The 23,542-nt window shown below is 64.7% G+C and carries 23 protein-coding genes; 15 read left to right on the top strand and 8 right to left on the bottom strand.

Annotation, left to right across the window (positions count from 1 at the left end; translation table 11 throughout):
• Positions 1-220 precede the first annotated feature (220 nt).
• Together C8K18_RS17710 and C8K18_RS17705 are read right to left on the bottom strand one after the other, a co-directional pair.
• A complete protein-coding gene (locus C8K18_RS17710; protein WP_107708589.1) occupies positions 221-1,408 on the bottom strand; it encodes an MFS transporter in 1,188 nt (395 codons plus the stop codon).
• Between the two features lie 42 nt (positions 1,409-1,450).
• Complete coding sequence (locus C8K18_RS17705; RefSeq protein WP_107708587.1) at positions 1,451-1,849, bottom strand: VOC family protein; 399 nt, start codon at positions 1,847-1,849, stop codon at positions 1,451-1,453.
• 119 nt (positions 1,850-1,968) lie between these two features.
• Between C8K18_RS17705 and C8K18_RS17700 the strand changes: the two genes are divergently transcribed.
• From C8K18_RS17700 to lnt, 7 genes are all read left to right on the top strand, one after another.
• Positions 1,969-2,961, top strand: a complete 993-nt coding sequence (locus C8K18_RS17700; RefSeq protein ID WP_053858715.1) for a LysR family transcriptional regulator — start codon at positions 1,969-1,971, stop codon at positions 2,959-2,961.
• A gap of 153 nt (positions 2,962-3,114) precedes the next feature.
• Positions 3,115-4,500, top strand: coding sequence for a tRNA (N6-isopentenyl adenosine(37)-C2)-methylthiotransferase MiaB (miaB, locus tag C8K18_RS17695; RefSeq protein WP_006049926.1), 1,386 nt, complete (start codon positions 3,115-3,117; stop codon positions 4,498-4,500).
• Between the two features lie 85 nt (positions 4,501-4,585).
• Positions 4,586-5,659 (top strand): PhoH family protein, encoded by a 1,074-nt coding sequence (locus C8K18_RS17690; protein ID WP_006049925.1) that lies wholly within the window; start codon positions 4,586-4,588, stop codon positions 5,657-5,659.
• 58 nt (positions 5,660-5,717) lie between these two features.
• Entirely contained in the window at positions 5,718-6,179 is a 462-nt protein-coding gene (gene ybeY / locus C8K18_RS17685) for an rRNA maturation RNase YbeY (RefSeq protein WP_006049924.1), read from the top strand.
• A 54-nt stretch (positions 6,180-6,233) separates the two neighbouring features.
• Positions 6,234-7,013 (top strand): gamma-glutamylcyclotransferase, encoded by a 780-nt coding sequence (locus tag C8K18_RS17680; protein WP_107708585.1) that lies wholly within the window; start codon positions 6,234-6,236, stop codon positions 7,011-7,013.
• A 384-nt stretch (positions 7,014-7,397) separates the two neighbouring features.
• Positions 7,398-8,291 (top strand): HlyC/CorC family transporter, encoded by an 894-nt coding sequence (locus C8K18_RS17675; RefSeq protein WP_006049922.1) that lies wholly within the window; start codon positions 7,398-7,400, stop codon positions 8,289-8,291.
• A gap of 79 nt (positions 8,292-8,370) precedes the next feature.
• Positions 8,371-10,095, top strand: a complete 1,725-nt coding sequence (gene lnt, locus C8K18_RS17670) for an apolipoprotein N-acyltransferase (protein WP_107708583.1) — start codon at positions 8,371-8,373, stop codon at positions 10,093-10,095.
• A 90-nt stretch (positions 10,096-10,185) separates the two neighbouring features.
• Here lnt and C8K18_RS17665 read toward each other — a convergent pair whose 3' ends face one another.
• Both C8K18_RS17665 and C8K18_RS17660 read right to left on the bottom strand, forming a co-directional pair.
• Positions 10,186-10,944, bottom strand: coding sequence for a M48 family metallopeptidase (locus tag C8K18_RS17665; protein WP_006049920.1), 759 nt, complete (start codon positions 10,942-10,944; stop codon positions 10,186-10,188).
• 258 nt (positions 10,945-11,202) lie between these two features.
• A complete protein-coding gene (locus C8K18_RS17660) occupies positions 11,203-11,817 on the bottom strand; it encodes a glutathione S-transferase C-terminal domain-containing protein (RefSeq protein WP_181324922.1) in 615 nt (204 codons plus the stop codon).
• A 256-nt stretch (positions 11,818-12,073) separates the two neighbouring features.
• On the opposite strand from C8K18_RS17660, the gene C8K18_RS17655 reads away from it, so the two are divergent.
• The 5 genes from C8K18_RS17655 (at position 12,074) to purH (ending at position 17,896) form a co-directional block, all read left to right on the top strand.
• Positions 12,074-13,480, top strand: a complete 1,407-nt coding sequence (locus C8K18_RS17655; RefSeq protein WP_107708579.1) for an aminopeptidase P N-terminal domain-containing protein — start codon at positions 12,074-12,076, stop codon at positions 13,478-13,480.
• 6 nt (positions 13,481-13,486) lie between these two features.
• Entirely contained in the window at positions 13,487-14,749 is a 1,263-nt protein-coding gene (locus tag C8K18_RS17650; RefSeq protein ID WP_107708577.1) for a UbiH/UbiF/VisC/COQ6 family ubiquinone biosynthesis hydroxylase, read from the top strand.
• A 218-nt stretch (positions 14,750-14,967) separates the two neighbouring features.
• Entirely contained in the window at positions 14,968-16,044 is a 1,077-nt protein-coding gene (dusB, locus tag C8K18_RS17645; RefSeq protein ID WP_029968232.1) for a tRNA dihydrouridine synthase DusB, read from the top strand.
• Positions 16,041-16,274 (top strand): Fis family transcriptional regulator, encoded by a 234-nt coding sequence (locus C8K18_RS17640; protein WP_107708574.1) that lies wholly within the window; start codon positions 16,041-16,043, stop codon positions 16,272-16,274. The genes dusB and C8K18_RS17640 overlap by 4 nt, the downstream gene beginning before the upstream one ends.
• A 56-nt stretch (positions 16,275-16,330) precedes the next feature.
• Positions 16,331-17,896: a bifunctional phosphoribosylaminoimidazolecarboxamide formyltransferase/IMP cyclohydrolase gene (gene purH, locus C8K18_RS17635; protein WP_006049914.1), complete on the top strand. Its 1,566-nt coding sequence runs from the start codon at positions 16,331-16,333 to the stop codon at positions 17,894-17,896.
• Positions 17,897-18,046: 150 nt separating this feature from the next.
• Here the strand turns inward: purH and C8K18_RS17630 are convergent, their stop codons facing one another.
• Complete coding sequence (locus C8K18_RS17630) at positions 18,047-18,286, bottom strand: hypothetical protein (RefSeq protein ID WP_006049913.1); 240 nt, start codon at positions 18,284-18,286, stop codon at positions 18,047-18,049.
• Between the two features lie 128 nt (positions 18,287-18,414).
• Between C8K18_RS17630 and ruvC the strand changes: the two genes are divergently transcribed.
• The 3 genes from ruvC to ruvB all read left to right on the top strand — a co-directional run bounded on the left by ruvC (position 18,415) and on the right by ruvB (position 20,779).
• Positions 18,415-18,957: a crossover junction endodeoxyribonuclease RuvC gene (gene ruvC / locus C8K18_RS17625; RefSeq protein ID WP_007180437.1), complete on the top strand. Its 543-nt coding sequence runs from the start codon at positions 18,415-18,417 to the stop codon at positions 18,955-18,957.
• Between the two features lie 54 nt (positions 18,958-19,011).
• Positions 19,012-19,593 carry a Holliday junction branch migration protein RuvA gene (gene ruvA, locus C8K18_RS17620; protein ID WP_006049911.1) on the top strand — a complete coding sequence of 194 codons (582 nt, stop codon included), beginning with the start codon at positions 19,012-19,014 and terminating at the stop codon, positions 19,591-19,593.
• A gap of 121 nt (positions 19,594-19,714) precedes the next feature.
• Positions 19,715-20,779, top strand: a complete 1,065-nt coding sequence (gene ruvB / locus C8K18_RS17615; RefSeq protein ID WP_053858723.1) for a Holliday junction branch migration DNA helicase RuvB — start codon at positions 19,715-19,717, stop codon at positions 20,777-20,779.
• Positions 20,780-20,909: 130 nt separating this feature from the next.
• Here the strand turns inward: ruvB and C8K18_RS17610 are convergent, their stop codons facing one another.
• The 3 genes from C8K18_RS17610 to tyrS form a co-directional block, all read right to left on the bottom strand.
• Complete coding sequence (locus tag C8K18_RS17610; protein WP_107708572.1) at positions 20,910-21,581, bottom strand: histidine phosphatase family protein; 672 nt, start codon at positions 21,579-21,581, stop codon at positions 20,910-20,912.
• Positions 21,582-21,647: 66 nt separating this feature from the next.
• Positions 21,648-22,118: a D-aminoacyl-tRNA deacylase gene (gene dtd / locus C8K18_RS17605; RefSeq protein ID WP_107708570.1), complete on the bottom strand. Its 471-nt coding sequence runs from the start codon at positions 22,116-22,118 to the stop codon at positions 21,648-21,650.
• 49 nt (positions 22,119-22,167) lie between these two features.
• Positions 22,168-23,421, bottom strand: coding sequence for a tyrosine--tRNA ligase (gene tyrS, locus C8K18_RS17600; protein ID WP_107708761.1), 1,254 nt, complete (start codon positions 23,419-23,421; stop codon positions 22,168-22,170).
• Positions 23,422-23,542 lie beyond the last annotated feature (121 nt).

The following is a 23,542-nucleotide window of genomic DNA, read 5'->3' as shown; positions in this document are numbered from 1 at the left end:
GGGCGGCGGGCAAGCAGTTAGTGGAAGCAAGATAGCATCGCGCCCCGCAGCGCCCAACGAAGTTATCTTCACACTGTTATCAGTATTGCGGAGGACGCTTTTCGCAAAGCTTGTGCGCATTTTTCATATGCGGAGTGCAGTGCGCGTTTCGTTGTGGTCGCGATTGCGATTGCGGCTGTGATGGCGTGCAACGGCCTCCGCGTGCACGCCTCGCCAGGACTCACGCCCGCTCGCGCACCTGCACGCCGCTTCGTGCTTCATCGGACGCCGGCGTGTCCATGCGCGATGCGAACCACGTCAGCAGCAACGCGCTCAAGCTCACCGCCGCCGCGACCCACGGCAACGTATCGAGCGAATGGCCGTGATCGATCACGAGACCGCCGAGCCACGCGCCGCCCGCATTGCCGACATTGAACGCGCCGATGTTCAGCGTCGACGCGAGATTCGGCGCCTTGGCCGCCTTCTCGACCACGCGCATCTGCAGCGGCGGCACGGTCGCGAACGCGGCGATGCCCCACACGAACACGGTGACCGCCGCGGCCACCTGCGAATGGCTGGTGCGGGCGAACAGCGCCATCACGACGGCAAGCGCCGCGAGAATCGCCATCAGCGAAGGCATCAGCGCGCGGTCCGCAAGCTTGCCGCCCACGGTGTTGCCGATCGTCAGTCCCACGCCGAACAGCACGAGAATCAGCGTGACGGCGCGCGGCGAGAAGCCGCTCACCTGCTCGAGAATCGGCGCGATGTACGTGAACACGACGAACACGCCGCCGAAGCCGAGCACGGTCATCGCGAGCGCGGTCCAGACTTGCGGGTCCTTCAGCACGCGCACTTCATGGCCGAGACCGGCCGGGGCGGAATCGTGGCGATTCGGCACGAGCGCCGTCACGCCCGCCAGCGACAGCACGCCGAACGCGCTGACAATCCAGAAGGCGACGCGCCAGCCGAACTCCTGGCCGACGAACGTGCCGAACGGCACGCCGAGCACGTTCGCGAGCGTGAGGCCGGTGAACATCAGCGCAATCGCGCTCGCGCGCTTTTCCGACGGCACGAGCGACGCCGCCACCACCGCGCCGATGCCGAAGAACGAGCCGTGCGCGAACGAGGTCACGACGCGCGCGATCATCAGCACCGAATAGCTCGACGCAATCGCACACAGCGTATTGCCGACGATAAACACGCCCATCAGCAACTGCAGCGCGAGCTTGCGCGGCATTCTGCTGGTGACGACCGCAAGCAGCGGCGCGCCGACCGCGACGCCGAGCGCATAGCCGCTCACGAGCAGTCCTGCCGATGGAATCGACACGGCAAGATCGCGCGAGACTTCGGGCAGCAGGCCCATGATGACGAACTCGGTGGTCCCGATCGCGAAGGCGCTGATCGCGAGCGCGAGTAGTGGAATCGGCATTGTTGTTCTCCAGCTTGCAGGTTCGAAGTTTTACGGTTGGTTTTACGGTTGAGCGTGATGAAGCGCCGTCACGAACTCGACGACGACGCCCGGCGCGTGCGCCACGAAAATCTGCATGGCGGCTTCTTGCGGGGCCATCGGCGGGACTTGCGCCGTTCGATAGACGACGCCGGATGCGCGCAGGCGCGCGAGCAGCGCCTGCCATTCGGCGGCGCTTTCCAGACGGAAGGCGATATGGTCGATGCGCGGCGCCGCGCGTAGCGACGGGTCCGGTGCGCTCGCCTCGACCAGATGCACGACCGGCCGGCCGTCCGCGTAGAGCCAGTAGCCGTCGACGGAAAACGGCGGACGCGCGCCTTGCGTCAAGCCGGCAATATCGACGAAGAAACGGCGGGCCGCGTCGAGATCGGCCGTGACGATGGTCGCGTGATCCAGTTGCATGATTTCCGGCGGCGCTCAGCGCCGCATGAGTTTTCGAGAAACGAATTGTCGGCGCGCGGCGGCCATTTGATAATTGGCGTAGCATTTGAAGCATTTTCAAATGCCATTTGAAGCGAGCGATGGATAATCTCGGCGACATTCGCCTCTTTGTCGAGGCCGCGCAGCAAGGCAGTTTGTCCGCGGCGGGCCGCAAAATGGGGCTCACGCCCGCCGCCGCGAGCGCGCGCCTCGCCAAACTCGAAGCCGGCCTGAAGGCGCGGCTTTTCGAGCGCACGACCCGCCAGTTGCGGCTCACCGACGAAGGCCGTCTCTATCTGAACTGTTGCCGCCAGGCGCTGCAATCGCTGGACGACGCGAAGGCCGCGCTCCAGGCCGGGCAAGGCGTGGTGCGCGGCAAGGTGCGCGTGTCGGCGACTTCGGACTTCGGCCGCAATCTGCTGATGCATTGGCTCGACGAATTCAACGCGCTCTACCCTGAAGTGACGTTCGCGCTCACGCTGTCGGACTCGCTGTCGAATCTCGTGCAGGAGGACATCGACCTCGCGATCCGCTTCGGCGTGCCGCAAGACAGCTCGCTCGTCGCCCGCAAGCTCGCGCCGAACCGGCGTGTGCTGTGCGCGTCGCCGGACTACATCGCGCGCAAAGGCGAGCCCGAAGATCCGCACGATCTCGCCAATTTCGACTGCATCGTGCTCAACACCGGCTCGGGGCCGGCCAACGAATGGCGGTTCACGCGCGGTGACGAAGTGCAGAACTACACGGTGCCGCTCGAAACCGCGCGCGAGACCAACGACGGCGCCGTCGCCCGCGAATGGGCGCTGCGCGGCTACGGCATCGTGATCAAGTCGATGTGGGACGTGGAAGCGGATTTGCGCGCGGACGGCCTGAAAATCCTGCTACCCGAATGGCGCTATCCGGACGCGCCGCTGCACGCGCTATACCACCGCAACCGCTTCATGGCGCCGCGCGTGCGCGTGCTGCTGGATTTTCTGAGCGAGCGCTTCGCGCAGGTATCGGACGAACTGGAAGGCCTGCTCGGCTTGCCGCCCGAGGCGCTGGAGGCGCCGGAGGCCGATGTGCGCCGCGAGGCCCTATCCGGCGAAGGGCTATAATATTGCGTTACGCGGCAAGCGCGCGCGGGCTGCGGCTAGAGCCCAGCCGACGGCGACCAGAAGCCCCGTCCCACGGACCTCGCGCACGTTTTCGCCTCTCCTCGACCCTTTACACAGCGCCCCCAGGTTAACCACTGCGACCGGCGAAATTCGATGACCAAAAAAGTTTATGTAAAGACCTTTGGCTGCCAGATGAACGAGTACGACTCCGACAAGATGGTCGACGTACTCGGCGCGGCTGAGGGCCTCGTCAAGACCGACACGCCCGAAGACGCGGACGTGATCCTGTTCAACACCTGCTCGGTGCGCGAAAAAGCCCAGGAAAAAGTGTTCTCCGACCTCGGCCGCGTGCGCGAGCTGAAGGAAGCGAATCCCAACCTGATCATCGGCGTGGGCGGCTGCGTGGCGAGCCAGGAAGGCGCGTCCATCGTCGCGCGCGCGCCTTATGTCGATCTGGTGTTCGGCCCGCAAACGCTGCACCGTCTGCCGCAAATGATCGACAAGCGCCGGGAAAGCGGCCGCGCGCAGGTCGACATCTCGTTTCCCGAAATCGAAAAGTTCGACCATCTGCCGCCCGCGCGCGTGGAAGGCCCGAGCGCTTTCGTGTCGATCATGGAAGGTTGCAGCAAGTACTGCAGCTATTGCGTCGTGCCCTACACGCGCGGCGAAGAAGTCTCCCGTCCGCTTGACGACGTTCTGACGGAAATTGCCGGTCTCGCCGATCAGGGCGTGCGCGAAGTCACCTTGCTGGGTCAGAACGTGAACGCCTATCGTGGCGCGCTGACCGTCGGCTCGTCGGAAATCGCCGACTTTGCGACGCTGATCGAATACGTCGCCGATATTCCGGGCATCGAACGGATTCGCTATACCACGTCGCATCCGAAGGAATTCACGCAGCGTCTGATCGACACCTACGCGAAGGTGCCGAAGCTCGTGAGCCATCTGCATCTGCCGGTGCAACACGGTTCGGACCGCATTCTGATGGCGATGAAGCGCGGCTACACGGTGCTCGAGTACAAGTCCGTGATCCGCAAGCTGCGGGCGATTCGCCCGGACCTGTCGCTGTCCACTGACATGATCGTCGGATTTCCCGGCGAGACCGAAGAAGATTTCGACAAGATGATGGCGCTCGTGCACGAGATGAAGTACGACACGAGCTTCTCGTTCATCTACAGTCCGCGTCCGGGCACGCCGGCTGCGAACCTGCACGACGACACGCCGCGCGAAGTGAAGCTCAAGCGCCTGCAACACCTGCAAGCCACGATCGAGGAAAACGTCCAGCGCATCAGCGATTCGATGGTCGGCAAGGTCGAGCGTATTCTGGTCGAGCGCCCGGCGCGCAAGGACCCGAACGAGCTCGCAGGCCGCACGGAGAACAACCGCGTGGTGAATTTCCCGGCGCCGTTGGCTTCGCATGCTCGGCTGACCGGTCAGATGGTCGACGTGAAAATCGTCAAAGCGTACCCACATTCGCTGCGTGGCGAGCTTGTGCTGGTGCACGACAATGCAGAAAACGGTGCGAGCGCCGCCACCCATTGACCGACCATTGACGCCACGCGAACGTAAAACCGCAAGCCGGCCGCCGCCGCCCGCGTACTGAAACCGACAGGATCGACTCATCGCCTTGAAAACCACTCAGCCGCATCTGGAATTCACCGCTCCGCGCGACGACAACGCGCGGCTCGCCAACCTCTGCGGACCGCTCGACGAAAACCTGCGGCAGATCGAGCAGGCGCTCGACGTGACGCTGCAACGCCGCGGACACCGCATCACGATCCGCGGGCGCGGCGCGAAACTCGCGCTCACCGCGCTCGAGAACTTCTACAACAACGCGCGCGATCCGCTGTCTGTCGACGACATCCAGCTCGCGCTCGTCGAAGTGCGGCACCCGGCGCGGCATCGCACGAACGGCAACGGCAATGGCGACGAAGCTGGCGAGCCTGGCTTTCCGGGCAACCCCGACCATCCGTTCGACCAGCCCGCCGATCTTCTCGAAGACGACGCCGAGGAACTCGGTCCGAAGCTCTACACCCGGCGCGCCGATCTGCGCGGCCGCACGCCGGCGCAGCGCGACTACCTGAAGCAGATCGTCTCGCACGACGTCACCTTCGGCATCGGCCCGGCGGGCACCGGCAAGACGTATCTGGCGGTGGCCTGCGCGGTGGACGCGCTCGAGCGCGATCAGGTCAAGCGCATCGTGCTGACGCGGCCGGCCGTCGAAGCCGGCGAGCGGCTCGGCTTTCTGCCGGGCGATCTCGCGCAGAAGGTCGATCCGTACCTGCGTCCGCTGTACGACGCGCTCTACGATCTGCTCGGCTTCGACAAGACCGCGAAGATGTTCGAGCGGCAGATGATCGAGATCGCGCCGCTCGCGTACATGCGCGGCCGCACGCTGAATCACGCGTTCATCATTCTCGACGAGGCGCAGAACACCACGCCCGAGCAGATGAAGATGTTTCTCACGCGGATCGGCTTCGGCTCGAAGGCCGTGGTGACCGGCGACACGACGCAGGTCGACTTGCCGCGCGGCCACAAGAGCGGGCTCATCGAGGCGCAGCAGGTGCTGTCGGACGTGCGCGGCATTGCGCTCACGCGCTTTACCAGCGCGGACGTGGTGCGCCATCCGCTCGTCGCGCGGATCGTCGAGGCCTACGACGCGCATTCGCAGAAGACCGCCAGCCCCGCGGATTCGCGTTGATGCGGCCCGACGCACAGCGCAGCGCGCAACACCTCGCCTGATAAGACATCGAACAAGCATGAGCCGCGCCCCGAAACTGACGCTGAATCTGCAATTCCCGGCCGCGAAGGCGTGGCCCGAACACAAGGCCGTGCTGCCGCGCGCGACGGTGGCCGGCTGGATCAAGGCCGCGCTTTTCGCCGACGGCGAGCTGACCGTGCGTTTCGTCGACGCCGAGGAAGGCCGCACGCTGAATCGCACGTATCGCGGCAAGGACTATTCGACGAACGTGCTGACGTTTGCATACGCGGAGTCGGAGGACGATCCGGTCACTGGCGATCTGATCCTGTGCTGTCCGGTTGTCGAAAAGGAAGCCGCCGAGCAGGGCAAGCCGCTCGTCGCCCATTACGCGCATCTGCTCGTGCACGGTACGCTGCATGCGCAAGGCTACGACCACGAAGTCGAAGAAGAAGCCGAGGAAATGGAAGCGCTCGAAACCGAGATTCTCGGCAAGCTCGGCTTTCCCGACCCCTACCGTTGACCCTTGACTGTTAGCCGCTAACCTTTAACCACTGCACGCTGCCCGAACCGAACCGTGAGTTCCTTTCCTTCCGACGCCGACACTGACGCCCGACCGCCCTGCCCGGACTATCCGCCGGCGCTCGGCGAGTCGCGGCTGCTGACTGACGAAGAACTGCGCGCGTCGCTGGAATGCACGCTGCGTGACTGGGACCGGCAAAGCGACTTGTGGCTCTTCGGCTATGGCTCGCTGATCTGGAACCCTGGACTGCCCACCGTCGAAGCCACGCGCTCGAAGGTGCACGGCTATCACCGCGGGCTGTATTTGTGGTCGCGCGTGAATCGCGGCACGCCGGAGCAGCCGGGGCTTGTGCTCGCGCTCGATCGCGGCGGCTCGTGCACGGGCATCGCGTTTCGTCTCGCGGCAGAAGGCGCGATGCCGCATCTCGAGGCGCTCTGGCGCCGCGAAATGCCGATGGGTTCCTACCGGCCCGCGTGGCTGCCCTGTGTGCTCGCCGACGGCCGGCGCGTCGACGCACTTGCGTTCGTGATGCGCCGCGACGTGCCGACGTACACCGGCAAGCTCGGCGACGAGGTCGTCAAAACGGTGCTCGGTTGCGCGCGCGGCCGCTACGGCACGACGCTCGAGTACGTGAGCCGCACGGTTCACGCGCTGCGCGAAAGCGGCATGCCCGATCGCGCGCTGGAAGCGCTGCTCGCGCGCTGCCGGGCTGCGAGTGATGGGACGGAGGCGAACGGCGAGGCAAGCGGCGACTCAAGCGGCGACTCAAGCGGTGACTCAAGCGGTGACTCAAGCGGCGGCGAGCTTCGCACACAGCCGCAGACGAAGCTGTGAGCGCGCACGCCGAAGCGCCACATGCGGATGCAACGCGCAGACCGCAACTGGCGAATAGCCGCGCCATCGAACCTGCGATGCACTCTTTTCGCCGCAATCACGAGCAAACGAGCACGCGCGAAATCGCATGAAAGAAAGCGCCCTTCGCTCCGCCGTTCGTTTCGCGAATGTTCCGCGATTGTTCCGTGAAGCGCCCGGGTTTTTTCTCCAGGACGCTTTTCACCGCGTAATCAGTTAGGATTGACCCACGGCCCGTCGCTTGCGTCGGACCCTGTCAGCCCGGTTTCATTCATCGCCCGGCCGGGTGGGACACGGTCCTGCCATGTGCCTGGTGTATCCTTAATGCTCTGCAACAGCGCGCCCAGTCTTGCCGGGCGCACTACCATGAACGACACGTATCCCAGTCGACGCCAAACCGACAAACCGCACGAAAAGCGCTCGCTGCTCGAGCGTCTGACCGACTTCATCTCGCCCGAGCCCGACTCGCGCGCCGAACTTCTGGAAATCCTGCAGGACGCGCACGAGCGCAACCTGATCGACGCCGACTCGCTGTCGATGATCGAAGGCGTATTCCAGGTCTCCGAACTAAGCGCACGCGACATCATGGTGCCGCGCGCGCAGATGGACGCGATCAACATCGCGGACAACCCCGCCGAATTCATCCCTTACGTGCTGGAAAAAGCGCACTCGCGCTATCCGGTGTACGAGGGCAATCGCGACAACGTGATCGGCGTGCTGCTCGCGAAAGACCTGCTGCGCTACTACGCCGAAGAAGAATTCGACGTGCGCGGCATGCTGCGGCCGGCCGTGTTCATCCCCGAATCGAAGCGGTTGAATGTGCTGCTCCACGACTTTCGCGTGAATCGCAATCACCTCGCGGTGGTCGTCGACGAATACGGCGGCGTGGCCGGCCTGATTACGATTGAAGACGTGCTGGAGCAGATCGTCGGCGACATCGAGGACGAATACGATTTCGACGAGGAAAGCGGCAACATCATCGCGTCGCCGGACGGACGCTTTCGCGTGCGCGCGCTGACCGAGATCGAGCAGTTCAACGAGGCCTTCGGCACGCATTATTCAGACGAAGAAGTGGATACGATCGGCGGGCTCGTCACGCATTATTTCGGGCGCGTGCCGCACCGGGGCGAGAAGGTTCGCATCGACGATCTGATCTTCGAAATTCTGCGCGGCGACGCACGCCAGATACACATGCTGCTCGTGCGGCGCGATCCGCTTGCCGGTCAGCGCGAGCGCGAAGCGCAGCACGTGCAGACCTGAGCGGTCCTTCCCGCCTGCCGACCTTCGGCCTTCGCCCGAGCCTTTCCAACTTGTCACTCCTCTCGCCGACCGCGCAACAATGGCCGACCCGATCACTTCCTCCTCGCGCCGCGGCGTGAACACGACCGCCGCGCGACCGACGGGCGTGCGTGCGCTGCCTCGCTGGCATTACCTCGTCGCGCTCGCGGCCGGCGCGGCCAACACGTTGTCGTTCGCGCCCACGCCGCACGGCGGCTGGCTCGAACTCGCAATCTTCGTGTTCCTCTTCGGCTGGCTGACGCGCACGACCGGCTGGAAAAGCGCCGCGTTGACGGGCGGCGCGTTCGGCTTCGGCAACTTCGTGAGCGGCGTGTGGTGGCTCTACGTCAGCATGCATGATTTCGGCGGCATGCCCGCGCCGCTCGCGGGCGCTGCGCTCGTGCTGTTTTCGCTCTACCTCGCGCTGTATCCCGCTCTTGCCGCGGGCGTCTGGTCGTTTTGCGCGGGTCACGCGCGCAACGGCAAGTCCGCGGTCGACATGCCGTTTTCGCCGACGTGGCATGGCGCGCTCGCCTTCGCGAGTGCATGGGCTATCGGCGAATGGCTGCGCGGCACGGTGTTCACCGGCTTTCCGTGGCTCGCGAGCGGCTATGCGCAAGTCGACGGCCCGTTCGCCGGATTCGCGCCGCTCGCGGGTGTGTACGGCGTCGGCTGGATGCTCGCACTCGTGGCCGCGCTGATCGTGCAGGCGTTGCTCGCGTTGCTGCGCCGTTCGCGGGCGTCTCGCGAAACGTCGGCAAGCAGCGGCGACACGCGCGGCAGCGCAAACGCAGCGAGTATCGCGGTGCCGGCCGGCATCGCAGTCGCGTTAATCGCGGCCGGCCTGCTGCTGCCGCTCGCGAAGTGGACGGTGCCGGCCAACGCGCCGCTGACCGTGCGTCTGCTGCAAGGCGACGTCAAGCAGGACATGAAGTTCGAGGAAGCGGGCGTGCGCGCCGCCATCGACCAGTATCAGCAGATGATCACCTCGAAGCCGGCCGATCTGATCGTCACGCCGGAAACCGCCATTCCGGTGCTCGCGCAGCAACTGCCGGTGCCGTTCGCGTCGGCGGTGCGCAGCTTCGCCGATTCGACGGGCAGCGCGATCCTGTTCGGCGCTGTCGGCGGCTCGGTCACGCCCGAGGGCCGCGTGGTCGACTACACGAACAGCCTGTTCGGCGTCACGCCCGGCACGCGCGATATTTACCGCTACGACAAGCATCACCTCGTGCCGTTCGGCGAATTCGTGCCGTGGGGCTTTCGCTGGTTCGTCAATCTGATGAATATTCCGCTCGGCGATTTCGCGCGCGGCGGCCCCGTGCAGAAGCCGTTCGTCGTGCATAACCAGCCGGTCGCGGTCGACATCTGCTACGAGGACATTTTCGGCGAAGAGATTGCGCGGACGATCCGCGAGAGCGATACGCCGCCGGGCGTGCTGATCAACTCGACGAATCTCGCGTGGTTCGGCGACACGATCGCGCTCGAGCAGCATCTGCAGATTGCGCGCATGCGTTCGCTGGAAACCGGCCGGCCGATGCTGCGCGCGACCAACACCGGCACGACGGCCGCCATCGACGCCAACGGCAAGGTGCTTGGCAAGCTCGCGCCCTACACGATCGGCTCGCTCGACGTCACCGTGCAAGGCACAGCCGGCCGCACGCCGTATGTGACGAGCGGCAATAACACGGTGCTCGCGGTTTCGTTATTGCTGCTGGCATTCGGCTTTGCGTTCGGGCCGGGCATCAGGCGTCGCAAAAACGGTGACGCGGGAAATGGCGGGCAGTAAGCGATAAAAGAGCCATAAAAAGCACAGCAATAAAAACGCGCGCTGCGGCATAACCGCCAGCGCGCGTTTTTTCATCCGCTCAAACCAGGCTTACTGATTCGACGCAATGCGCTGCTGAATATGCTGCGCACGCGCCGGCGATGCCGGATGCGAACTCAGCATGCTCGATTTTCCGCCGTCCATTTGCGCGAGTTTGTTGAACGCCGTGACGAGACCCGACGGATCGAGATTCTTCTTTTTCTGCAAATCGAACGAGTAATCGTCGGCGGCGCTTTCCTGCGTTTGCGAGAATTGCGCGTTAATCAGCTTTTCCGAAAACTCGCCCAATTGCGAGCCGGACAGCGCGCCTGCAACGCCACCCGCCGACGACGCCACCGAACGCACCGCCGACGTCGCATACGCGACCTGCATCGCCTTCTTCGTGTGGCCAAGCGCCACGTGGCCCATTTCATGGCCGACCACGCCGCGCACTTCGTTGTCGTTCATCATGTCCATCAGGCCGCTGTAGACGCGCACGCAGCCGTTCGCCATCGCCCACGCGTTGACGTCCTTCGTCACATACACCTTGTAATTCACCGGCGTGCCGTTGATGTTGTCGCCCAGTTGCGCGGCGATCTTGTTCAGGCGCTTCTGGTATTTGCTGTTGGCCGGCGCAATTGTGTTTTCGCTGTCGAGTTGCGCGCACGATTTGTCGGTGAGCGCGCGCACGTCTGCGTCCGACAGCGTGGCGGCCTGCGTGGCCAGTTGGCCGGACTGAATCAGCGACGACGGGTCCAGGTTGCTGACGCTGGAACACGCGGCAAACAGCGAGCAGACGGAAGCGGCAATAACAAGGCGATATGGTTTCATTATGAAAGTCTCTTTGTGGTGTTATTCGTTCGACGGCGCGATGGACTCGCCGCCATTTGCAACGGCGCATATCCGCACGAAAAGACCGGATATGTTGACTGCATGACCATTGCCCACGCGACAGACGAAAAAAAAGCGCCTGAGGGCAGGCGCTTTTTTACCACAACTGAAAGCTTTAATTCATGACTTTGAAAGTGCGATTAACGCAATTTTGCAAACTTGCCTTAACCGTTAGCAACTTCGCTTTTATTTTGCAGGTCAGTTGGCCGGCGCAGTATCGATAAACGATTGGCGCAGCGAAAGCTTCTGAAAATGCTTGTCGAGATTCGGATGCGCATCGCGCCAGTTCAGCTCCGGCATGCGGAAATCCAGATAGCCCAACGCGCAGCCCACCGCGATATCGGCGAGCGTGTAGTGATTGCCCGCGCACCACGGCTTGGCCGCGAGCCCTTGCGACATGGCGACGAGCGCTTCGTCGATCTTGCGCTGCTGGCGCGCCACCCAGGCGTCGACGCGCTGCTCCGGCGTGCGCTGCGTGCTTTCGAGGCGAATCAGCACGGCGGCGTCGAGGAGGCCGTCTGCGAGCGCTTCCCAGCAGCGCACCTCGATGCGCTCGCGTCCCGATTGCGGGATCAGCTTGCCGACCGGCGACAGCGTGTCCACGTACTCGCAGATCACGCGTGAGTCGAACACCGCTTCGCCGTCTTCCATCACGAGGCACGGCACCTTGCCGAGCGGATTGAAGGTATGAATGCGGGTGTCCGGCGCCCAGATGTTCTCGGGCACCAGCTCGTAGTCGATCTTCTTGTCGGCCAGCACGATGCGCGCTTTGCGCACGAACGGGCTGGCGAGCGAACCGATGAGTTTCATCATTGCCATCTGCCTTTTTCTGAATCCGGCGAAAGTATAAGTGCTGAGCGGCATGCGCGAGCGCCCCGCGCGCGCTTCGCGAGCCGCACGCTCAGTCGCTGTGGATGGATTGCAACATTGCCGCGCCGCGCGCGCGCCGTCTAGCTGGCTGAATGGCCAAGGGGCGGTTTGGCCCCGACCAATCCCGCGCGCCCGCGCAACGTGCCGCCCCAACGCGCCGGCGCAAATTCGTCCGCGCATTGGGCGCTACAATCGCACGATGAACCAGCCGACCGAACCCACCATCGCCATCGACGTCTACCGCACGCGCCGCGAGCGCGTACTCGCCGCGCTGCGTGCAGCGGGCGGCGGCGTCGCCATCGTGCCGACCGCGCCCGAAGCGCTGCGCAACCGGGACGCCGACTACCCCTACCGGCACGACAGCTACTTCTACTACCTGACCGGCTTCACCGAACCGGAGGCGCTGCTCGTGCTCGACGCAAGCGCCGCTCCCGGCGAGCCCGCGTCGATCCTGTTCTGCCGCGAGAAAAACGTCGAGCGCGAGATCTGGGAAGGTTTCCGTTTCGGGCCCGAGGGCGCACGCGTCGCGTTCGGATTCGACGCCGCGTTTCCCTTCGACGAAATCGACGCACACCTGCCGCGGCTCCTCGCGGACAAGCCGTCGCTGCACTACGCGCTCGGCACGTCGGACGAACTCGACGGCCAGGTGCGCGGCTGGCTCGAAGCCGTGCGGACGCAGGGCCGCAGCGGCGTCGCGGCGCCCACGGCCGCGCGCGATCTGCTGCCGTTACTCGACGAGATGCGGCTCATCAAGGACGACCACGAGCTCGCCATCATGCGCCGCGCCGGACAAATTTCCGCGCAGGCGCACCGCCGGGCGATGGCCGCGTGCCGTCCCGGCGTGCGCGAGTACCAACTCGAAGCGGAGCTGCTCTACACGTTCCGCAAGTTCGGCGCACAGGCGCCCGCGTACACGTCGATCGTCGCCGCGGGCGCGAATGCGTGCGTGCTGCACTACCCGGCCGGCAACGCGATTGCGCAGGACGGCGACCTGATTCTGATCGATGCGGCCTGCGAACTCGACGGCTACGCGTCCGACATCACGCGCACTTTCCCGGCGAGCGGCCGCTTCACGCCGGCGCAGCGCGAGCTGTACGACATCGTGCTGGCCGCGCAGCAGGCCGCCGTCGACGCGACGCGCGCCGGCGCGACCTTCGACGACCCGCATCAGGCGGCCGTGCGCGTGCTGTCGCAAGGCTTGCTGGACACGGGCATCGTCGACCGCACGAAGTTCGCTTCCGTCGACGACGTGATCGCCGAGCGCGCCTACGCACCCTTCTATATGCACCGCACCGGCCACTGGCTCGGCATGGACGTGCACGATGTCGGCGACTACCGCGAGCGCGGCGCGCCGCGCGACGAGGCAGGCGTGCTGCCGTGGCGCACACTGCAGGCGTCGATGACGCTGACTATCGAGCCGGGCCTGTACATCCGGCCGGCCGAAGGCGTGCCCGAGCGTTACTGGAACATCGGCATCCGCATCGAGGACGACGCGATCATCACGCCAACGGGCTGCGAACTGATTACCCGCGACGTGCCGGTGGCCGCCGACGAAATAGAGGCGCTGATGCAGGAAGCCCGCGCGGCTCAGCAGACAAGGACGTAACCGGCCATGAACGATGCTTCTCCGTCCACGGTCATCCTGAAGCCCGCGGCGCTCAATCAGCATTTCGATTTCGACGTGACGATCGTCGGCGCAGGGCCGGTCGGACTCGCGCTTGCCGGTTGGCTCGCGCGCCGCAGCGCGACGCGCGAGCTGAAGATCGCGCTGATCGACGCGCGCGAGCCCGAAGATTCGATCGCGGACCCGCGCGCGATCGCCGTCTCGCACGGCAGCCGCATGATTCTCGAACCGCTGCGCTGGCCCGCCGACGCAACCGCGATCCAGCGCATCCATGTCTCGCAGCGCGGACACTTCGGCCGCACGCTGATCGACCACGGCGAGCACGGGCTGCCGGCGCTCGGCTACGTGCTGCGTTACGGCTCGATCGTGCACGGTCTGGCCGAAGCGGTGCATGCAACGCGAGTCCACTGGTTCCGTTCGACGTCCGCCGCGGCGCCGGTTCAGGAACACGACGGCGTCACGCTGCCGATCGAAACCGCGGGCGTCACGCGCCGGCTGCGCACGCGCATTCTGGTGAGCGCGGAAGGCGGTTTGTTCGGTGATCAGCGGGGTGCGCAGAAGGCTGGAAAGCGCGAGGGAGACAGCGCCACAAATGGCGCGGACAAGCCCGGCACGCGCGACTACGGGCAAACGGCGCTGGTCGGCACGGTGAGCGTGTCGACGCCGCAACCGCATGTCGCGTGGGAACGCTTCACGCCGGAAGGCCCGATTGCCTTGCTGCCGATGGGCGGCGTGCGCGGCGCCGACTACGCGCTCGTCTGGTGCTGCGCGCCCGAAGAAGCCGCGCGCCGCGCGCAGCTTCCCGACGACGAATTCCTGCGCGAACTCGGCGCCGCATTCGGCGGACGCATGGGACGCTTCACGCACATCAAGGGACGGGCGTCGTTCCCGCTCGGGTTGAACGCCGTCGATACGCAGGTGAGCGGCCGGGTCGTCGCCATCGGCAATGCCGCGCAGACGCTGCATCCGGTTGCGGGCCAAGGGCTCAATCTGGGTTTGCGCGACGCGCACGCGCTCGCCGACGCATTGTCGGCGGAAGGCCCGACGACGCTTGCGCTCGCCACTTTCGCGCAGCGTCGCGCGCTCGACCGGCGCTTGACGATCGGCGCCACCGACACGCTCGCGCGCCTTTTCACCGTCGACTTCGCGCCGCTCGCGATCATGCGCGGGCTTGCACTCACCGCGTTGGAATTCGTGCCGCCGGTGAAGACCGCGCTCGCGCGTCAAATGATGTTCGGCCAGCGCCGCTGACAAGCGCGGGCCACTTAACCAGGAACCCTCGCGCGAACCCTCGCGCGAGCGGCGCCGACTCTATGACGCAGGCGACTTTCATAGAAGATTTAATGGGTTACGACGCCCGCAATTGAAGTGCGGGCTATCTGTTAACGCTAAAATGGCGGTTTTCCCTCGCATTTCGCGAATGCTCCGATTGACGAAATCGAACAATCGGCGGCGCGCGCGTCCACGTCATGCCCACCATCGGCTCGCACAATCTGCGTAACAACCTGTTCGTCGCGCCCATGGCCGGCGTCACCGATCGTCCGTTCCGCCAGCTTTGCAAACGGCTCGGCGCGGGCTATGCGGTGTCGGAAATGGTCGCGTCGAACGCGCAACTGTGGAAGAGCGAGAAAACCATGCGCCGCGCGAACCACGCGGGCGAAGTCGAGCCGATTGCCGTGCAGATCGCCGGCGCCGACCCCGACATGATGGCCGAAGCCGCCCGCTACAACGTCGCGAACGGCGCGCAGATCATCGACATCAACATGGGCTGTCCGGCCAAGAAAGTCTGCAACGTCGCGGCCGGTTCTGCGCTGCTGCAAAACGAGCCGCTCGTGCAGCGCATCGTCGAGGCGGTGGTCGCGGCAGTGGGCGTCGGTCCCGACGCGGTGCCGGTCACGCTGAAAATCCGCACGGGCTGGAATCGCGAGAACAAAAACGCGCTGAACGTCGCGCGTCTCGCCGAGGCCGCCGGCATCTCCATGCTGACCGTGCACGGCCGCACGCGCGCCGACCTGTATCACGGCGACGCCGAGTACGAGACCATTGCCGCGGTCAAGGCGGCGGTGCGCATTCCGGTCGTGGCCAACGGCGACATTTCGTCGCCGGAAAAAGCGCGCCATGTGCTCGCCGTGACGGGCGCCGACGCGATCATGATCGGCCGCGCGGCGCAGGGGCGTCCGTGGCTGTTCCGCGAGATCGAGCATTTCCTGCAAACGGGCGAGTTGCTGCCGCCGCCGCGCATCGACGAAATCCAGCAGGTCATGAACGAGCACCTGGAAGATCACTACGGGTTCTACGGCGAATTTACGGGCGTTCGCACTGCGCGCAAGCACATCGGCTGGTACACTCGCGGCCTTTCCGGCGCCAACCTGTTCCGGCATCGCATGAATACGCTGGACAGCACGCGCGAACAACTCCTCGCCGTCAACGAATTTTTCGACGCGCAGAAGGCGATCTCCGACCGCCTCGTCTACGTCGACGAATCACCCGGCGATGCCGGGCTCGACAACCAGGGCGAGAACCACACCGACCGACTAGCTGCATGAGCAAGAACAATATCGAACAATCTGTCCGCGACAGCCTGGGCATCTATTTCCAGGATCTCGACGGCTCGAATCCGCACGACGTCTATGACATGGTGATTTCGTGCGTTGAAAAACCCCTGCTCGAAGTGGTGCTCGAGCAGGCCGGCGGCAATCAGTCGCTGGCCGCCGAGTATCTCGGCATCAACCGCAATACGCTGCGCAAGAAGCTGCAACACCATGGTCTGTTGTAGCGGGTTGTAGTTTTCTCGCGCCCTGCCACGTTTCCCTTCGGCTTTTCGTCTTCATCATGATCAAGCAAGCGCTCATCTCCGTTTCCGACAAGTCCGGCATTGTCGACTTCGCCAAGTCGCTGTCGGACCTCGGCGTCAAGATCCTGTCGACCGGCGGCACCGCGAAACTGCTCGCGGACGCGGGTCTGTCCGTCACCGAAGTCGCCGACTACACGGGCTTCCCGGAAATGCTGGACGGGCGCGTCAAAACGCTGCATCCGAAGGTGCACGGCGGCATTCTCGCGCGCCGCGATCTGCCGGAACACATGGCGGCGCTCGAGAAGCACGACATTCCGACCATCGACCTGCTGGTCGTGAACCTGTACCCGTTCGTGCAGACGGTGTCGAAGGAAGAGTGCTCGCTGGAAGACGCGATCGAGAACATCGACATCGGCGGCCCGACCATGCTGCGCTCGGCCGCGAAGAATCATCGCGACGTGACCGTGGTGGTCGATCCCGCTGATTACGCGGTCGTGCTCGACGAAATGCGCGCGAACAGCAACGCGGTCTCGTACAAGACGAACTTCCGTCTCGCGACCAAGGTGTTCGCGCACACGGCGCAATACGACGGCGCGATCACGAACTATCTGACCAGCCTCACCGACGAACTGCAGCACTCGTCGCGCAACGCTTATCCGGCTACGTTCAACCTCGCCTTCGACAAGGTGCAGGACTTGCGCTACGGCGAAAACCCGCATCAGAGCGCTGCGTTCTATCGCGATCTGTCGGTGCCGGCGGGCGCGCTGGCGAACTACAACCAGTTGCAGGGTAAGGAACTGTCGTACAACAACATCGCGGATTCGGACGCGGCGTGGGAATGCGTGAAGACCTTCGACGTGCCGGCCTGCGTGATCGTCAAGCACGCGAATCCGTGCGGCGTGGCGGTGGGCGCGGACGCGAACGAAGCGTATTCGAAGGCGTTCCAGACCGATCCGACTTCGGCGTTCGGCGGCATCATCGCGTTCAATCGCGAAGTGGACGAAACCGCGGCGCAAGCAGTGGCCAAGCAGTTCGTCGAAGTGCTGATCGCGCCGTCGTTCAGCGCCGAAGCGCGCCAGGTTTTCGCAGCGAAGCAGAACGTGCGTCTGCTGGAAATCGCGCTGGGCGAAGGCCATAACGCGTTCGATCTGAAGCGCGTGGGCGGCGGCCTGCTGGTTCAATCGCTCGATTCGAAAAACGTGCAGCCGCGCGAATTGCGCGTGGTGACGAAGCGTCATCCCACGCCGAAGGAGATGGACGATCTGCTGTTCGCCTGGCGCGTCGCGAAGTACGTGAAGTCGAACGCGATCGTGTTCTGCGGCAACGGCATGACGCTCGGCGTCGGCGCGGGTCAGATGAGCCGCGTGGATTCGGCGCGCATCGCCAGCATCAAGGCGCAGAACGCGGGCTTGGCGCTGACCGGTTCGGCGGTGGCGTCGGATGCGTTCTTCCCGTTCCGCGACGGCCTCGACGTGGTCGTGGCAGCGGGCGCGACGTGCGTGATCCAGCCGGGCGGCTCGATGCGCGACGACGAAGTGGTCAGCGCCGCGGACGAGCACAACATTGCGATGGTGCTGACCGGCGTGCGTCACTTCCGGCATTGATATTGGCTTGATCGGCGGCGTGTTGTTTTGCGTGTCCGCGGTAAGAGACGATAGAACGGCCCGGTGGAATTTTCCGCCGGGCCGTTTTGTTTTGGTGCTCCTGCGGCGGTCAGCGTTGGGCCGTCGGCGTTCGTGAGGCGTCATAGGTGATCAGTCCGGTGGGTCCTTGCGCTCGTAACCGTCCCTCACCTCGGGGTGCTGACTGATGTAGGTGCCGAGACCCTCGCCCTGTTTCGCCAGCCGCTTGAGCGCCGCGACGTGTTTGACGCCGACGCTTTTTTTCGAGTACCAATACGTCGTGCCCGAGTTGAAGCGGGCAGCGACAAAGTTATCGCCGATTTCGTAGGCCACGACGCCGGATGTCCCGCTTCTGTTTCCATAGCGCTGCATATCCGATCACCTCCTTCCGACAGACGCAGCAGTTTTTATTCCGCCCGCGCCGCCTTTTGCGGGCCGCCGTGCGGCGCGTCTGTTGTAGTATCGCAGGCACCTGGCTTTAACCGCATGTGCGGCACTTCATGAGAATTCTTGGCATCGACCCCGGCTTGCGCGTGACGGGCTTCGGCGTGATCGACCAAAGCGGACACACGCTCAGCTACGTCGCGAGCGGCGTTATCAAGACCGCCGACGCCGATCTGCCGTCGCGCCTCGGCACTATTTTCGAAGGCATTTCGACGCTGATTCGCCAGCACTCGCCGGATCAATCGGCGATCGAAAAAGTGTTCGTCAACGTCAATCCGCAGTCCACCTTGCTGCTCGGTCAGGCGCGCGGCGCGGCCATTTGCGGCCTCGTCGCGGGCGGCGTGCCAGTGGCCGAATACACCGCGCTGCAGTTGAAGCAGGCGGTGGTCGGCTACGGCCGCGCGACCAAGGAGCAGATGCAGCAGATGGTCGTGCGCCTGCTCAATCTTTCCGGCGTGCCGGGCACCGACGCCGCCGACGCGCTCGGCATGGCGATCTGTCACGCGCACGGCGGCACGACGTTGAGCACGCTCGGCGGCATCGCGCCATCGCTTGCAAAGAAAGGGCTGCGGGTCAGACGCGGGCGTCTCGTGGGATAGGTGCGCGGCACGCGCTGCGCTACACTCGCCCTTTCTCACAAGTTCGAACTCGCCATGATCGGTCGCATTGCCGGCGTTCTGCTGGAAAAAAACCCGCCGCATCTGCTCGTCGATTGCAACGGCGTCGGTTATGAAGTCGACGTGCCGATGAGCACGTTCTACAACCTGCCGTCCACTGGCGAGCGCGTCGTGCTGCTCACGCAAATGATCGTGCGCGAAGATGCGCACCTGTTGTACGGCTTCGGCACCGCCGAGGAACGTTCGACCTTCCGCGAGCTGCTGAAGATCTCCGGCATCGGCGCACGCATGGCGCTCGCCGTGCTCTCCGGCATGAGCGTGCACGAGCTCTCGCAGACGGTCACGCTGCAGGACGCCGCGCGCCTCACGCGCGTGCCGGGCATCGGCAAGAAGACGGCCGAGCGCTTGCTGCTCGAGTTGAAGGGCAAGCTCGGCGCCGACCTGGGCGCGATGGCCGGCACGGTGTCCGCATCCGGTCACGCGTCGGACATTCTCAATGCGCTGCTCGCGTTGGGCTACTCGGAGAAGGAAGCCCTCGCCGCAGTCAAAAACGTGCCGGCCGGCACGGGCGTGTCCGAAGGCATCAAGCTTGCGTTGAAGGCCTTGTCGAAGGCCTGAGGCTTTTTCACAGTGCGCGGGCCGCACGACCGATGCAGCAAGCTTTCCACAGTTCGCGAAGCCGCGCACCCTGGCCATTCGGCCGGGTTTCGCCGCGCGCCTCGCGCGGTACAATGACCGGATGATCGAAACCGACAAACTCGCCGCCGAGCGCATCATCGCGGCCACGCCCGTCTCGCCGAACGAGGAAGCGTTCGAACGCGCGTTGCGCCCGCGTCAGCTCGAAGAATATGTCGGGCAGGAAAAGGTGCGCGGCCAGCTCGAAATCTTTATCGAAGCCGCGAAGCGCCGCTCGGAATCGCTCGATCACGTATTGCTGTTCGGGCCGCCGGGTCTTGGCAAAACCACGCTCGCGCACATCATCGCGCGCGAAATGGGCGTGAATCTGCGGCAGACGTCCGGACCAGTGCTCGAACGCGCGGGCGACCTCGCCGCGCTGCTCACCAATCTCGAAGCCAACGACGTACTGTTCATCGACGAAATTCACAGGCTCTCGCCGGTCGTCGAGGAAATCCTGTACCCCGCGCTCGAGGATTATCAAATCGACATCATGATCGGCGAAGGGCCAGCCGCGCGCAGCGTGAAGCTGGACTTGCAGCCGTTCACGCTGGTCGGCGCGACCACCCGCGCGGGCATGCTGACGAATCCGCTGCGCGATCGCTTCGGCATCGTTGCGCGGCTCGAGTTTTATAACGCCGAAGAACTCGCGCGCATCGTCACGCGTTCGGCTTCGCTGCTGAATGCGCAGATTCATCCGGACGGCGCATTTGAAATTGCGAAGCGCGCGCGCGGCACGCCGCGTATCGCCAACCGGCTGCTGCGGCGCGTGCGCGATTTCGCCGAGGTCAAGGCCGACGGCAACATCACCGCGCAAGTGGCCGACGCGGCGCTGCGCATGCTCGACGTCGACGCGGTCGGCTTCGATCTGATGGACCGCAAGCTGCTCGAAGCGATCCTGCACAAGTTCGACGGCGGACCGGTCGGCGTCGACAACCTGGCGGCGGCGATCGGCGAGGAACGTGACACGATCGAAGACGTGCTCGAGCCGTATCTGATCCAGCAAGGCTTCCTGCAGCGCACGCCGCGCGGCCGCGTGGCCACGCTGCTCACTTACCGGCACTTCGGGCTTGCGGCGCCGGAAGCGTCGAGCGGGCTGCCTGGCTTGTGGGACTCGGCTGCGAGTTGAGTGCGGATTGGGTGTGGGAGTTCAGTTAATGTGCGGCTTAGCCGCGTGAGGGCTGAGTTCAGTTCAGCGTGCGGCATGGCCCTGCGCGCAGGCGGCGCAACGCGCACCGCCCGACGCATCCAACGCCTGATTACCGCCCCGGTTCCGGCACCTTCTTGAAACTGTCGTCGGCGCTCGGTGCGTCGAGATGCGATACATCGCCCCACGACACCACCGTCGCGCGCCCGTCGTCGTAATCGACCACGTTCACGCTCGTGTTCAACAGCGGGTAGTCGCGCGGCGCATCGAGCGGCAAGCCGCACGCGAAGCGGCGCACGCAATCGAGCACGCCGCCATGCGCGACGCAGGCGATCCGGCCGCCCGGATGTGCGGCCACAAGCGGCTCAATTGCATGCAGCACGCGATGGTAGAACACGCGCAGCGATTCGCCTTCGGGCGGCGCAAAGCCAGGATCGCGAGTCTGCCAATGCGCGTATTCGTCGGGAAAACGCGCGGCGATTTCGTCGCTGTCGTGGCCCTGGAATGCGCCGTACGAACGCTCACGCAAGCCTTCGCGCAACTGCACGGGCAAGCCGAGCGCGTCGGCGATGGGCTGCGCGGTTTGCCGCGCGCGTTGCAGGTCGCTCGAATAAATCGCGTCGAGCCGCGCGCCGTGCTTCACTTCATCGGCGATACGGCGAGCTAGTTTCTGCGCCTGGGCGAGACCCGCTTCGGCGAGCGGAATGTCGATATGCCCTTGAATGCGCTTGATGCGATTCCAGTCGGTCTCGCCGTGCCGGATAAACAGGATCTGCGTGGTCATGGGATCGAAGTGGGCGCTGTTCGCCGGTTGTGCCAGGCCGCTATTGTCGCAAGAACCGCGCGACGTTCAGGCGTTGGTTTGCAGCCAGAAGGTGACGGGGCCGTCGTTGACGAGCGACACCTGCATGTCCGCACCAAATTCGCCGGTCGCGACGATGGGATGTTTCGCGCGCGCCGCCGACACGAAATAGTCGAACAGACGCTTGCCCTCGTCCGGCGGCGCGGCGGGCGTGAAGCTCGGACGCAGCCCGCTGTTCGTGTCCGCGGCCAGCGTGAACTGCGACACCAGCAGCAAGCCGCCCGCACGCCCCGCGCCGTCCACGTTTTGCACTGACAGATTCATCTTGCCGGCGGCGTCGCTGAACACGCGGTAGCCGAGCACCTTCGCCAGCAGCCGGTCGGCCGCGGCTTGGGTGTCGCCGCGTTCCGCGCAGACGAGCGCGAGCAGGCCCGCGTCGATTGCACCCGTCACGCGCTCGGTGTCACCGTCCACGACACGCACCTCGGCGCGCCGCACGCGTTGGATCAACGCGATCATCGAGCGGGCTCCGGCTGTGCGCTACGGTTCATCGCACGCACGGTCATAGTCAGGCGGTCAGCGTGACGCGCGCAAAGCGGCGCTTGCCGACCTGCACGACGTACTCGCCCGCCTCGACTTTCAGGCCCTTGTCCGAGATGGTTGCGCCGTCGATTTTCACGCCGCCCTGCTCAATATTGCGCAGCGCTTCGCTCGTCGACGGCACAAGGTTCGCCTGCTTGAGCAACTGGCCGATCGCGAGCGGCGCGCCGGCGAGCGCGACCGCCGGAATATCGTCCGGCACACCGCCCTTCGCGCGGTGGTTGAAGTCTTCGAGCGCGCGCTCCGCGTCAGCCGGCGAATGAAAACGCGCGACGATTTCCTGGCCCAGCATGACCTTGAAATCGCGCGGATTGCGGCCTGCCTCGGCTTCACGCTTGAACGCAGCGATCTCGTCCATCGGACGGAACGACAGCAGTTCGAAGTAACGCCACATCAGCGTGTCGGAAATGCTCATCAGCTTGCCGAACATGTCTGTCGGTTTTTCGCTGATGCCGATGTAGTTGTTCTTCGACTTCGACATTTTCTCGACGCCGTCGAGGCCTTCCAGCAGCGGCATCGTCAGAATGCATTGCTGCTCCTGGCCGTACTGCTTCTGCAGTTCGCGACCAACGAGCAGGTTGAACTTCTGATCGGTGCCGCCGAGTTCGAGGTCGGCGTTGAGCGCAACCGAGTCGTAGCCCTGCATCAACGGGTACAGGAATTCGTGGATCGAAATCGGCACGCCGCTCTGGAAACGCTTGGTGAAATCTTCTCGCTCGAGAATGCGCGCCACCGTGTAGCGCGACGCGAGCTTGATCATGCCGTCGGCGCCGAGCGGCATCGACCATTCGCTGTTGTAGCGGATCTCGGTCTTCTCGCGATCGAGCACGAGCGCAGCCTGCTCGAAATACGTCTTCGCGTTCGATTCGATCTGCTCGCGCGTGAGCGGCGGGCGCGTGGCGTTGCGGCCCGACGGATCGCCGATCAGCGACGTGAAGTCGCCGATCAGAAAAATCACCGTGTGACCGAGGTCCTGCAACTGGCGCATCTTGTTCAGCACGACCGTGTGGCCGATGTGGATGTCCGGCGCGGTCGGATCGAGCCCGAGCTTGATGCGCAGCGGCGTGCCGGTAGCCGCGCTCTTCGCGAGTTTTTGCGCGAATTCTTCCTCGATCAGCAATTCGTCGACGCCGCGCTTCGTGACGGCGAGCGCGTGACGGACTTCGTCGGTGATCGGAAAAGCGGGGGCGGCGGGGTTCGGCTTGTTGGACTCGGTGCTCATGCTGGAAACTTGAAGTCGCGAAAAAAACAGATTGTCCCATAGATGCGCGCCGCCGCGCCCACTGAAGCGGGCTGGAGCGCCTGTATACGCGTGGCATTCGCAGCCGGACGACCAGCGAAGC

This window comes from Paraburkholderia sp. GV068, assembly GCF_003058125.1.
GTDB lineage: Bacteria > Pseudomonadota > Gammaproteobacteria > Burkholderiales > Burkholderiaceae > Paraburkholderia > Paraburkholderia graminis.
Note: the sequence above shows the minus strand (reverse complement) of the source record. Positions and strands in the feature narration are given on the sequence as shown.

Excerpts from the sequence above, each read along its gene's own strand:
- C8K18_RS17710 (WP_107708589.1), bottom strand. The coding sequence starts at position 1,408 with ATGCCGATTCCACTACTCGCGCTCGCGATCAGCGCCTTCGCGATCGGG.
- C8K18_RS17705 (WP_107708587.1), bottom strand. The coding sequence starts at position 1,849 with ATGCAACTGGATCACGCGACCATCGTCACGGCCGATCTCGACGCGGCC.
- C8K18_RS17700 (WP_053858715.1), top strand. The coding sequence starts at position 1,969 with ATGGATAATCTCGGCGACATTCGCCTCTTTGTCGAGGCCGCGCAGCAA.
- miaB (WP_006049926.1), top strand. The coding sequence starts at position 3,115 with ATGACCAAAAAAGTTTATGTAAAGACCTTTGGCTGCCAGATGAACGAG.
- ybeY (WP_006049924.1), top strand. The coding sequence starts at position 5,718 with ATGAGCCGCGCCCCGAAACTGACGCTGAATCTGCAATTCCCGGCCGCG.
- C8K18_RS17675 (WP_006049922.1), top strand. The coding sequence starts at position 7,398 with ATGAACGACACGTATCCCAGTCGACGCCAAACCGACAAACCGCACGAA.
- lnt (WP_107708583.1), top strand. The coding sequence starts at position 8,371 with ATGGCCGACCCGATCACTTCCTCCTCGCGCCGCGGCGTGAACACGACC.
- C8K18_RS17665 (WP_006049920.1), bottom strand. The coding sequence starts at position 10,944 with ATGAAACCATATCGCCTTGTTATTGCCGCTTCCGTCTGCTCGCTGTTT.
- C8K18_RS17660 (WP_181324922.1), bottom strand. The coding sequence starts at position 11,817 with ATGATGAAACTCATCGGTTCGCTCGCCAGCCCGTTCGTGCGCAAAGCG.
- C8K18_RS17655 (WP_107708579.1), top strand. The coding sequence starts at position 12,074 with ATGAACCAGCCGACCGAACCCACCATCGCCATCGACGTCTACCGCACG.
- C8K18_RS17650 (WP_107708577.1), top strand. The coding sequence starts at position 13,487 with ATGAACGATGCTTCTCCGTCCACGGTCATCCTGAAGCCCGCGGCGCTC.
- dusB (WP_029968232.1), top strand. The coding sequence starts at position 14,968 with ATGCCCACCATCGGCTCGCACAATCTGCGTAACAACCTGTTCGTCGCG.
- C8K18_RS17640 (WP_107708574.1), top strand. The coding sequence starts at position 16,041 with ATGAGCAAGAACAATATCGAACAATCTGTCCGCGACAGCCTGGGCATC.
- purH (WP_006049914.1), top strand. The coding sequence starts at position 16,331 with ATGATCAAGCAAGCGCTCATCTCCGTTTCCGACAAGTCCGGCATTGTC.
- C8K18_RS17630 (WP_006049913.1), bottom strand. The coding sequence starts at position 18,286 with ATGCAGCGCTATGGAAACAGAAGCGGGACATCCGGCGTCGTGGCCTAC.
- ruvC (WP_007180437.1), top strand. The coding sequence starts at position 18,415 with ATGAGAATTCTTGGCATCGACCCCGGCTTGCGCGTGACGGGCTTCGGC.
- ruvA (WP_006049911.1), top strand. The coding sequence starts at position 19,012 with ATGATCGGTCGCATTGCCGGCGTTCTGCTGGAAAAAAACCCGCCGCAT.
- ruvB (WP_053858723.1), top strand. The coding sequence starts at position 19,715 with ATGATCGAAACCGACAAACTCGCCGCCGAGCGCATCATCGCGGCCACG.
- C8K18_RS17610 (WP_107708572.1), bottom strand. The coding sequence starts at position 21,581 with ATGACCACGCAGATCCTGTTTATCCGGCACGGCGAGACCGACTGGAAT.
- dtd (WP_107708570.1), bottom strand. The coding sequence starts at position 22,118 with ATGATCGCGTTGATCCAACGCGTGCGGCGCGCCGAGGTGCGTGTCGTG.
- tyrS (WP_107708761.1), bottom strand. The coding sequence starts at position 23,421 with ATGAGCACCGAGTCCAACAAGCCGAACCCCGCCGCCCCCGCTTTTCCG.